Here is an 11,293-nt window from a genome sequence, read left to right on the forward strand (position 1 = left end):
CATAAAGTTGTTTCTCTTTAGCTTTATTAAAAAAAATATTGATATTATATTCAAATCTCATATTTACTATCTTTGAATGTTACAAGAGGGTATTCTAGCCATCGATATTGAGTTCTATGCCTATTATTACCAAAACTTTTTTTGTTTTTAATGAAACCTTCCTAACGATTTAAAAAATCTGACGGAAATTAAAATATTTGATTATATGCAAACTAATTATTTGGAACAACCTATTATTTTTTTAGGAGCACCAAGATCAGGGACATCGGTCATTTCTGAAATCGTAATGAGGCACAGAGAATTGGCATACCCGTCCCAATATCAATCTCGAGTTATAGGGAATACAAATATCAATTATTTGAGAAGGTTGACAGATAACTCATTATGGAGATTTCATGGGCAAAAAAAGCAGCTGAATAGGGTGGCCCCATTAAATTATTTTATATTTCGATCGGTGGAAGCATATCCAATGTGGAATTACTTGGTAAGAGATGGGATAAGTTTTTCGAAAGATTTTTTAATCAATGAAAAAGCAACTTTAGAAGAGAAAAAGCGTATTATTTCTTTTTTTTCAAAACTTGTTAAGAAACAAGGGAAAAAGAGATTAGCGTTTAAAATAACAGGCCCTTCACGTTTAAATTATTTGTTAAGTATTTTCCCAGATGCAAAGGTTGTTCATATAACCAGAGATCCCATTGCTGTGGTAAATTCACTTATGCGAGTCTCTTTTTGGAAGGATAGGGGTATAATCAAATTTTGGTGGCAAGGGGCCTATAGTGATTATGATTATAATTGGTTGGAGGCCAATAAGTCAAATAGTGTTCAAGTCACGGCCTATCAGATAAAAAGAGTTGTCGAGGTTACTGAAAGTGAGATTGATGCTTTGAAGGTAGAGGTATTAAAGGTTGGGTATTCCAATTTTATTGAAAACCCTGAAAGTACAATTCAAGAAATTCTTTCTTATGCCAATCTTAGCCAAGATAAGGCATGTTTTGACTATTTTAAAAAGAACAAAATATTTAATCAAAACAAGAGGAATGAAACTTTCTTTTCAGAAAAGGAAAGAAAGGGGCTTCTTGATCTTTTTGAATTAAGTTAGAATGATCTAACCTAGTAGTCATAGATTTGTGACATTTAATATTTTTACAGACCATTGATTTAATGGCTTCGGGATAAATGAAAAATATTCTCGATGCTGCTTGAAACTGCTTCTTAAATATTATTGAAAGTAGTCAATCAAAAAAAGTATCCAAGCGTAGTTAAATTTTCTTAGAGAACTGTATGAAAGAGTTTTGAAAAGTTTTTTGCTACCAGGTTTTAGCTTCTTAATCCAACTGTCCGTTTTTGTAGTCTCAAATTTTATAGTGTCGGCCTTTCGAATACCATTGCCTGCCATAACATGCTCAATTTTAAAATCATCATTTTTATCTATTTTGTTGATGATATCTGTAAAATCAATTTTTGCCATTTTACCAATCTGATTTAAAACCGTTCTAGGGTTCTCAATAAAATCTTCATATCGTACTAAAGTTTTATGTTCCACCTTAGACCTTACTAAATTTGTCATTCTATTTATTAATGCCCAGAACATGGCAGCTCTCCAAGTAGGTCTTTTTCTATTTTGACGTTCAGCGGTCCTTTTTAATGACCAAGCCACCGCTCTGCCATCTCGAACAAGATGAACCATTCTTAAATCTATATCAGGGTTTTTTTCGAGTGCCCATGCGCGAAGTGGGTTTTTGGATATGTCAACTAGAAACGGTTTTTTGCTATGTCGTTGAACAGCACGGTAAAATTCTGATGTGCTCTTTAAATACTTTTTGAATTCGGCATCTTTTTCTCCAATCCCAAAATATATCTTTATCCAAGATTTTAGTGAAAAAACCCCCTCAACCATATTCCATTTTTTAAAGCCAGATTCAATGTTATCTTCCTCAATTTTGAATGCCCAATCATTTACTACAGATGACCAAAACTCACAATTAATCAATGTGCTTTGACAAGAACAAATCTTACTTGCATTGTAAACTTGTCCCATATTTTGCAATTCCCCACCTCCAAAAACTTTTGGATGATTTCCTAAAATTATATTTAAAATTGTAGATCCAGATCTTCCTGATCCAGCGAAGTAAAGTACCTTAATTTTTTTATCCTTATCCATCAGTTTTTCCTTATTTAACTTCAACTAAAACACCTATTAACATTGGTTTTTTTAGAATTTATAACAACTAACTTAATTACGGAAGCAATTGAGAGTTTATAGATTATGATAACCCTTATACCAATCCACAAATGCTTGAATTCCATCTGCTACGGGCGTATTGGGGCGATAATCGTAATCGGTAATTAAATCATCCACATTGGCCCATGTTCTAGATACATCACCAGGTTGCATGGACATCATATTTTTCTCGGCTTTGGCTCCAAGGCTTTTTTCAATGGCTTCTATAAAATCCATCAACTTTACAGAGCTATTGTTACCAATGTTGTAGAGTTTGTATAAGTCTTTTCTTTCTTTTACCGGTTTTTCAATGATGCGCTCAACCCCTTCAACTATATCATCTACGTAGGTGAAGTCACGTTCCATTTGCCCATGGTTGAAAACATTTATTGGCTGCCCCTGAGTTATCGCTTTTGTGAACAGATAAATAGCCATGTCTGGCCTTCCCCATGGACCATATACAGTAAAAAAACGTAGTCCTGTAGTGGGAATTCCATACAAATGACTGTAAGTATGCGCCATAAGTTCATTGCTTTTTTTACTTGCAGCATATAGACTAATCGGGTGGTCCACATTGTCATGTACTGAAAATGGAATCTTTTCATTTAAGCCGTAAACGCTAGAACTACTTGCATAAACCAAGTGCTTAATATTATGGTGCCGGCAACATTCTAAAATGTTCAAAAACCCAACTATGTTACTATCAATATAGGAGGTAGGGTTCTCCAAACTATAACGAACCCCAGCTTGCGCAGCTAAGTTACAAACAACATCAAAATCATGATTTTCGAAAAGTGCAGGAAGGGCTTCCCTATCTTCCAAAGCCATTTTAACAAAGAGCATTTGTTCACCATATATACCACTGGAACACTGTACATTTTCTTTTCTTGCCTCTTTGTTGCTAATCCCTAGTTGTTTTAAGCGATCATACTTTAGACTTACCTCATAATAATCATTGATATTATCAAGACCTACAAGAGTATGCCCGTTCTTTAATAAAGTTTCACAAAGATGATATCCAATAAAACCGGCTGCACCAGTCACCAATATTTTCATGATTGTCCAATTTTATAGAATTTGAATCCGATTGCATTCATTTTTTCCCTATCAAGAATTCTTCTTCCATCAAAGACAAAGGCAGGTTTTAACATTAACTCAAATATGGTTGGCCAATCATAGTTTTTAAACTCATCCCATTCTGTCATTAGAGCTACTGCATGAGCATCTTTACAGGCTTCCATAGGATTATTGACCACTTTAAGGAGTTTTCTATTTTCCTCAGGACTTCTTGTTCCCAAGTAATCTAAATCTGTATAAATAGTTTCTTCAGAAACCTTTGGATCATAAACAACTATTTGGGCTTGTTCATCCAGAAGTGCATCTGCAACATAAATGGCAGCAGATTCTCGGGTATCATTGGTATCTTTTTTGAAAGCCCAACCATAGAAACAGATTTTTTTATCCGAAACCGTGTTATAAAGTGTAGAAATAATATTGTCGGCAAAACGTCTTTTTTGGTAGTCGTTCATAATAATGACCTGTTCCCAATAGTCTGCTACTTCGTTCAGCCCATAAGTTTTGGCAATATAGACAAGATTTAAGATGTCTTTTTGGAAACATGAACCACCAAAACCAACAGAAGAACTCAAAAATTTTGATCCTATTCTGCTATCAAAGCCAATTGCCTTGGATACTTCGGCTACATTGGCATCTGTTTTTTCACAAAGTGCTGATATTGAGTTTATTGAAGAAACACGTTGTGCTAAAAATGCATTGGCTACCAATTTTGAAAGTTCAGAAGACCAAACATTGGTCTGTAATATTCTTTCTTTGGGCAACCAATGTTCATATACCCAACTAAGGGTGTCTTTGGCTTCTTGGCCAGATTTGGTTTCATCACCACCAATCAATACCCTATCAGCATTTAGTAAGTCATCTACAGCCGTACCTTCTGCCAAAAATTCTGGATTTGAAAGAATTTCAAACTTAACTCCTTTTCCAGTATTGTCCAATATGCTCTTAATGGCTTCTGCTGTCCGAACAGGAAGCGTGGATTTTTCGACTACAATTTTATCTGTTTTGGCTACTTTGGCAATGTTTCTGGCACAAAGCTCAATATATTTAAGGTCAGCAGCTTGACCTTTACCCTTGCCAAAGGTCTTTGTTGGGGTATTTACAGAAATAAATATTATTTCAGCCTCATCTATAGCTTTGTCTACTCCGGTAGTAAAGAATAAGTTCCTACCTCTTGTTTCTTTAACAATTTCCTTTAGACCTGGCTCATATACAGGAAGTAAATCTAGGTTGTCATGGTTCCAAAAATCAATTCTTTTTTGGTTAATATCGACTACGGTGACATCAATTTCTGGACAATTTTTCGCAATTATTGCCATGGTAGGTCCACCAACATAACCAGCACCAATACAACAAATTTTTTTAATTTTTTTCATTATAGATTTAGGTTTCTTTTGTACAAATGTTATAATAACTTTAAAAACTATGCATTATTGTCCACAAAAAAAGACATACGACTTACTTATTTCGTTAACTGACACGCTAAATTAGCATATTCATACAAATTTCACTTTTAATATTCCTTTAATCGTTAATTTTATGCCTTGAACGAATTATGACCTTGACTGGAAATCAGTATGGCTACATTTGATTTTTAAATAACCTTAAACAAGTTTCAATATTTTGATAACAAAAACCAAAATATGGTTGTCCTCTCCACATATGGGAGGAACTGAGCAACAATATATTAAAGAAGCTTTTGATACTAATTGGGTAGCGCCTTTGGGACCAAATGTTGATGCTTTTGAAGTCGCCATATCAGATTTCTATGATAATGAGGTTTGTACTGCAGCACTTAGTTCTGGTACTGCATCCATTCACTTGGCATTGAAACTTTTAGGTGTTTCTAGAGATGATGATGTCATTTGTCAGAGTTTTACTTTTTCAGCTTCTGCCAATCCAATTACTTATTTGGGAGCAAATCCTGTTTTTGTTGATAGTGAAAAAGATACTTGGAATATTTCTCCAGAACTATTGGAGCAAGCCATCTTGGATAGAATTAAAAGAGGAAAAAAACCAAAGGCCATTGTGGCAGTCCACTTATACGGTATGCCCTATAAAATACAAAAAATTTCTGAAGTTTCGGTGAAGTATGGAATTCCTGTAGTGGAAGATAGTGCAGAAGCTCTTGGCAGTTCAGTATATGGAAAAAAATGTGGAAGTTTTGGAGAAATAGGAATATTATCCTTCAATGGAAATAAAATAATTACGACCTCTGGTGGTGGGGCATTATTAACGAAAGATGATGATATAAAGAAAAAGGCAGTTTTTCTAGCGACACAGTCTAGGGACAATGCACCACATTATGAGCATTCCTCTATTGGGCATAATTATAGAATGAGCAATATTTTGGCAGGTATAGGAAGAGGGCAAATGGAAGTTTTGCATGAAAGAGTCAAGGCTAGAAGAGCAAATTATGCCTTTTACAGAGAAAGATTAAATCACATTGAAGAGATTGATTTTTTGGAAGAACCTAAAGGGTTTTATAGCAATCGTTGGCTAACCTGTATACTTACACCATCTTTTGAATATAGGGAAAAGATTAGACTTGCCTTACAAGAGGAAGATATAGAGTGTAGGCCACTTTGGAAGCCTATGCATGAGCAGCCTGTATTCAAATGTTTTGAAAGTTACACCAATGGAATTTCTTCAGATTTGTTCAAAAGAGGACTTTGTTTGCCCAGTGGATCAAACTTGCTTGAAGAAGATATAAATAGAATAACCTCCCTAATCTTAAATAATTTAAGCTAATGCTAAAAAAGTACCTAATAAAAAATTCGAACAGATATGCATCAAAGTGGCTGGTGTTGACCATTGACATTTTGATTATTGCATTTTCATTTGTGCTATCTTATATTATCAGATTCAATCTTTCTTTTGACTTTGATGTATCCAAGCTCATGGTACAATTGCCTATTGTAATGATTGTGGGTGCTGTGACTTTTGTGATGACTGGATCTCACAAGGGCTTTATTAGGCATACTGGAATCAAAGATATTTACAATGTTTTTAACGCTATATGTCTTTCGAGTATCATCATTATTTTTGTGATTATTCTCAATCGACATTTTGATTATATAGACGGTTTCACTATACCTCTTTCCATTATAATTATTCATAGCCTTCTTAGCTTGGTAGGGCTTACGACTTCTAGATATATTTTTAAAGCAATGTATCATAATATGGTGGCAAAGTTTAAGGTTTTTAAGAATGTGTTTATCTATGGGGCAGGAGAATCAGGTATTCTCACATACAATACCCTTACCAATCATACAGGTACTAACTCTAAGGTAATTGGGTTTATAGACGATGATAAGAAAAAAAGAGGGAAACGTATCAATGGCCTTCCTGTGCATACTAGGTCTGATTTAACAGAGTACCTTATTGACAAGCACAATATTTCTGAAATTATTGTAGCCATACATAAGATTGATAATGCCAAACTTAGAAAATTAGTGGAAGGATTGGTTGAATTACCTGTCCAAGTTAAAATTGTACCACCAGTACAGGATTGGATTAATGGAGAGTTTAAGGCATCACAGATTAAAAATATCCAGATTGAGGACTTACTCAATAGAGTGCCAATAAACATTAAAAAATCTAAAGTTTGCGAGGAATTAAAGGGTAAAACCATTATGGTAACTGGGGGTGCTGGATCAATTGGAAGTGAAATAGTTAGGCAGATTGCAAACTATGACTATAATTCTCTAATAATTATTGATCAGGCTGAGTCTGCACTGTACGACTTGCAACAAGAATTGAAACAGTCTGGGCATCATAATTTTGTATCCATTGTTGCAGATATTAGGGATAAAAATAGAATGAACCATTTTTTTGGGGAGCACAAACCAGATATTTTATTCCATGCTGCAGCATATAAACATGTACCTCTAATGGAGTATAATGCTTATGAAGCCATTAAAATAAATGTTGGGGGGACAAAAACTATTGCTGATTTGGCAATAAGTCACAATGTAGAAAAATTTGTTTTTGTATCCACTGATAAAGCAGTAAACCCGACCAATGTAATGGGAGCGACCAAACGCATTGCTGAAATATATATTAGTTGTATGCAGCAAAAACAGAAAACAAAATTCATTACTACTAGGTTCGGTAATGTTTTAGGGTCAAATGGTTCTGTTATTCCATTGTTTAAAAAACAGATTGAAAAGGGAGGCCCTCTTACTGTAACTCACAAAGATATTACACGCTATTTTATGACCATTCCAGAAGCATCACAATTGGTTTTGGAAGCTGGGGCTATGGGAAAAGGTGGTGAGTTATTCATTTTTGATATGGGAGAATCGGTCAAAATATTTGACCTAGCCAAGAATATGATAAAGCTTTCAGGTCTTAAATATCCAGAAGATATTGATATAAAAATTACTGGTTTGAGACCTGGCGAAAAATTATATGAAGAGCTATTGGCAAATGGGGAAAATACATTGCCTACTTACAATAAAAAAATAATGATAAGTAAGGTTAGGGAACTAAACTACGAACTATCAAAATCTAAAATAGACGAACTTTTTGTGTCCAATATGTTATTTAATAGTAATATTGTGCAATTAATGAAAGAAATTGTACCAGAGTATATTTCCAATAACTCGGATCTTTGTAAATTTGACAAGTCCAAAACTAACGATGAATACAAGATTGAAAACAAAAAAATTATACAAACTCAATCAACACAAATAAATTAGTTTCAATGGGTATTATAAAAAAAAAGAGCCTTAATTCTATATTTTTAATCACAATTATTCTGTTTATAACCTCATGTGCTTCAAGAAAGGACGTAGTTTATTTTCAGAATTCAAATAATTTTGAAACTTTGGTGGATAAAAATACTTTTTCACCAAAATTTAAGGTTGACGATTTGCTTGGTATCCATATATCAACCCTTGATCCAGAAGCAAGTGTGCCATTTAATCTTTTCAGGGGATCACAGGAAGATGGTATGCGTCCTGAACAGGTAGATTACTTGGTGGATAAAGATGGTGAAATAGATTTTCCTGTAATTGGTAAAATTAAAATAGCGGGTCTTTCACCCGAAGAAGTCAGAATACTTTTACGCGAAAGGTTGAATGATTATTTAAAAGATCCAATTATCAATATCAGATTAAAGAACTTTTCTGTTACAATTTTGGGTGAGGTTAATAATCCTGGAACTTATTCAATTCAACGAGAGCGAATTACAATTTTGGAAGCTATTGGGCTTGCGGGAGACCTAACCATAAAAGGTAAGCGTGATAATGTAATGGTCATTCGAGATTTTGATGGCACCAAAGTTTACACAAAGGTTGATTTGACAGACAAGGAGGTTCTGAGTTCTACAGTATATTATTTAACACAAAATGATGTTGTTTATGTGGAACCCAACCAATCAGCAATTACAGCCTCACGCCTTGATAACAGAGCTGGAATATACGTGTCAATCGCATCAATCCTAATTACATCGACTCTAATTCTCATTAGAAATTAGATTATAACACTATTTACACCACTTGGTAATGAGTCAAAACAATTTTAGTGACTTTAATTTTAGCGATGAAATAAGAAAATATACCAAACATTGGAAGTGGTTTGTTTTATCATTAATCATCTGTATTATTGTTGCCCAACTTTTTGTACGATATTCAACCCCTAAATATCTGGCACAAGCAAAAATACAAATTCTTAAAGAGAAAAGTTCAGGTCCTGGAATCAATCTTTTACAAGACATTGATGTTTTTTCAGATATGGAGAACAATGTTGAAGATGAAGTTGAAATTATTTCATCCCGATCAAATTTAATTGAAGTTACCAAGAAACTTGGGTTGAATACTAGAGTATATTCCTTAGGTAATATTAGAAGTACAGAACTTTATGAGAACTCACCAATAACCCTTAATATAATTGCTCCTGATTCCACAATACATAAAGCAAATTTTGAATTTTACTTGAACATAGATTCTTCAACTACAAGTTTTGGCTTTTCAATTGAAGAAGATGATGTCCCCAAGAAATATGCTTTTGGCAAGAATATTACAACTCTAATTGGTGACATAGTTATTACACCCAATACAGAATATATAGTCAATCACTTGGGAAAAAGACTTAAAGTGCAAGTATCTCCTCTTTCAGAAGTTGCAACTATTTATCAAAAAAATATTATTATTTCTAAGCCTCAAGATTTTTCAAATATTTTGGACATAAGCATGCAAGACCCTGTGAAAGAGAAAGCTAGAGACATTATTAATGCATTGGTTACTATTTACAACAAGAATGCTATTGAAGACATGCAACAGATAGCTGATAAAACGTCTAGTTTTATTGAAGGAAGAATAGCAGATATTTCAACAAGTTTATCTTCAGTTGATCAATCAGCAGAAGATTTTAAGACTGGTAGGGGAGTAACTGATATTGCTTCAGAAGCCAATATAAATTTAAATGTAGGGGTAGCTAATCGCCAAGATTTGGCCAATGCTAAAACTCAATTAAATATAGCTGGTTCAATGAAAGATATGGTGGATCAGCAAGATGGTTTTGAGGTGCTTCCAGCTAACTTAGGATTATCCGATCCAACCATTGCCAACACCACTCAGCAATATAACCAATTAGTACAAGAAAGAAATCGTTTGCTTAAGAGTTCTAATGAGAAGAACCCGGTTATTGTTAACCTTGATCAGCAATTAAGTAGCTTAAAAAGAACTATGCAGGCAAGTTTAAGTAGTACAGTGAATAATTTAGGGCTACAAGTGAATACATTGAGCGGGCAACAAGCCATCATTAATTCAAAGATTTATTCTGCACCAAAGAACGAAAGGGCCCTTAGAGATATCACAAGACAACAACAAACCACAGAGTCATTGTATCTCTATTTGTTACAAAAAAGAGAGGAAGCTCAAATAACTGTGGCTTCAACAGCACCAAAGTCTAAATTGATTGACAGTGCTTATTTCAGTGATATTCCAGTATCACCTAGAAACAAAGTAATTTATATGGCCTTCGGAATTTTAGGTCTTTTATTGCCCTTCTCTATAATCTATGCCCGAGATTTACTGGATAATAAAGTGCATAACATGTATAATTTAGAAAAAGCGGTTCATGGAATACCTATTTTAGGAGAATTACCTCGACTTTCTAAAAAAGAGAAAAAAATTATAACAAAAGATGACCGTTCTGTTTTGGCAGAAGCATTACGCATTATCAGAGCAAATCTGGATTATTTAATAAAATCGAAACCTAATAAATCGAATAACATTGTTTTTATAACATCAAGTGTGCCTGGTGAGGGAAAAACTTTTTTATCAGTTAATCTCTCTATGATTTTGGCTAATACCCATAAAAGAGTCTTATTGATAGGAGCTGATATTCGTAATCCGAAATTTAAAAATTTTTTTACCGGTAAAAACATTGATAAACTTTCGGTAGGAAATAATAAATCGGATTACGGGTTGACGGATTACCTACATGATAAAAATATAGTCTATAAGGATATTATTAACTCTATGTTGGTACATGACAATACTTTTGATGTAATTTACTCAGGTAGAATTCCTCCAAATCCATCGGAACTTCTTATGAGTAATAGATTAAAAGAGCTTTTTCAATTGGTATCTGAACAGTATGATTATGTCATTGTTGACACCGCACCTATGATGTTGGTATCCGATACCTTATTAATAAGTGAAAATGCCAACCAATTGATTTATGTAACCAGGGCTGGTGTTACTGAGACCAAGGCGCTAGATTTTCCTCAAAAATTGCAGGACGAAGGGAAAATAAAAGGGCTATCACTTGTAGTCAATGATGTTAAATTAACCAATTTAGGATATGGTGGCAAGTATGGTTATGGTTATGGAAAAGCAACAAAAAAATGGTGGAAATTTTGATTCTCTTCTTTTAAAGGTTACTTTATTTAGCCATTCCAGCATATCTTTTATCGTTAAAAATTGTAAGTAAATTCTGTTTTTTATTCTTCTTCTATACTACGAAGTACGTGTCATTGTATTTTAT

General features: G+C 33.8%; 8 protein-coding genes. 5 read left to right on the forward strand and 3 right to left on the reverse strand.

Features of this window, described 5'->3' with window-relative positions; genetic code table 11:
* Positions 1 to 205 precede the first annotated feature (205 nt).
* Complete coding sequence (locus tag AC000W_RS08125; protein WP_474747448.1) at positions 206 to 1,099, forward strand: sulfotransferase; 894 nt, start codon at positions 206 to 208, stop codon at positions 1,097 to 1,099.
* Positions 1,100 to 1,219: 120 nt separating this feature from the next.
* Here the strand turns inward: AC000W_RS08125 and AC000W_RS08130 are convergent, their stop codons facing one another.
* The 3 genes from AC000W_RS08130 to AC000W_RS08140 form a co-directional block, all read right to left on the reverse strand.
* Positions 1,220 to 2,185 carry a hypothetical protein gene (locus AC000W_RS08130; protein WP_476658670.1) on the reverse strand — a complete coding sequence of 322 codons (966 nt, stop codon included), beginning with the start codon at positions 2,183 to 2,185 and terminating at the stop codon, positions 1,220 to 1,222.
* A 72-nt stretch (positions 2,186 to 2,257) separates the two neighbouring features.
* A complete protein-coding gene (locus AC000W_RS08135) occupies positions 2,258 to 3,277 on the reverse strand; it encodes an NAD-dependent epimerase (protein WP_474747450.1) in 1,020 nt (339 codons plus the stop codon).
* Positions 3,274 to 4,671, reverse strand: a complete 1,398-nt coding sequence (locus tag AC000W_RS08140) for a nucleotide sugar dehydrogenase (protein WP_474747452.1) — start codon at positions 4,669 to 4,671, stop codon at positions 3,274 to 3,276. The genes AC000W_RS08135 and AC000W_RS08140 overlap by 4 nt, the downstream gene beginning before the upstream one ends.
* Positions 4,672 to 4,957: 286 nt before the next feature.
* Here AC000W_RS08140 and AC000W_RS08145 point away from each other — a divergent pair, with 286 nt between their 5' ends.
* The 4 genes from AC000W_RS08145 to AC000W_RS08160 are packed head-to-tail and all read left to right on the forward strand — an operon-like array spanning position 4,958 to position 11,169.
* The gene (locus tag AC000W_RS08145; RefSeq protein WP_474747525.1) at positions 4,958 to 6,046 is read left to right on the forward strand and encodes a DegT/DnrJ/EryC1/StrS family aminotransferase; all 1,089 of its coding nucleotides are present in this window, start codon (positions 4,958 to 4,960) and stop codon (positions 6,044 to 6,046) included.
* Positions 6,046 to 7,998: a polysaccharide biosynthesis protein gene (locus AC000W_RS08150; RefSeq protein ID WP_474747453.1), complete on the forward strand. Its 1,953-nt coding sequence runs from the start codon at positions 6,046 to 6,048 to the stop codon at positions 7,996 to 7,998. The genes AC000W_RS08145 and AC000W_RS08150 overlap by 1 nt, the downstream gene beginning before the upstream one ends.
* A gap of 5 nt (positions 7,999 to 8,003) precedes the next feature.
* Positions 8,004 to 8,777: a polysaccharide biosynthesis/export family protein gene (locus tag AC000W_RS08155; protein WP_474747455.1), complete on the forward strand. Its 774-nt coding sequence runs from the start codon at positions 8,004 to 8,006 to the stop codon at positions 8,775 to 8,777.
* A 28-nt stretch (positions 8,778 to 8,805) separates the two neighbouring features.
* Positions 8,806 to 11,169, forward strand: coding sequence for a GumC family protein (locus tag AC000W_RS08160; RefSeq protein WP_474747456.1), 2,364 nt, complete (start codon positions 8,806 to 8,808; stop codon positions 11,167 to 11,169).
* Positions 11,170 to 11,293: the final 124 nt, after the last annotated feature.

The organism is Saonia sp., from assembly GCF_056326165.1.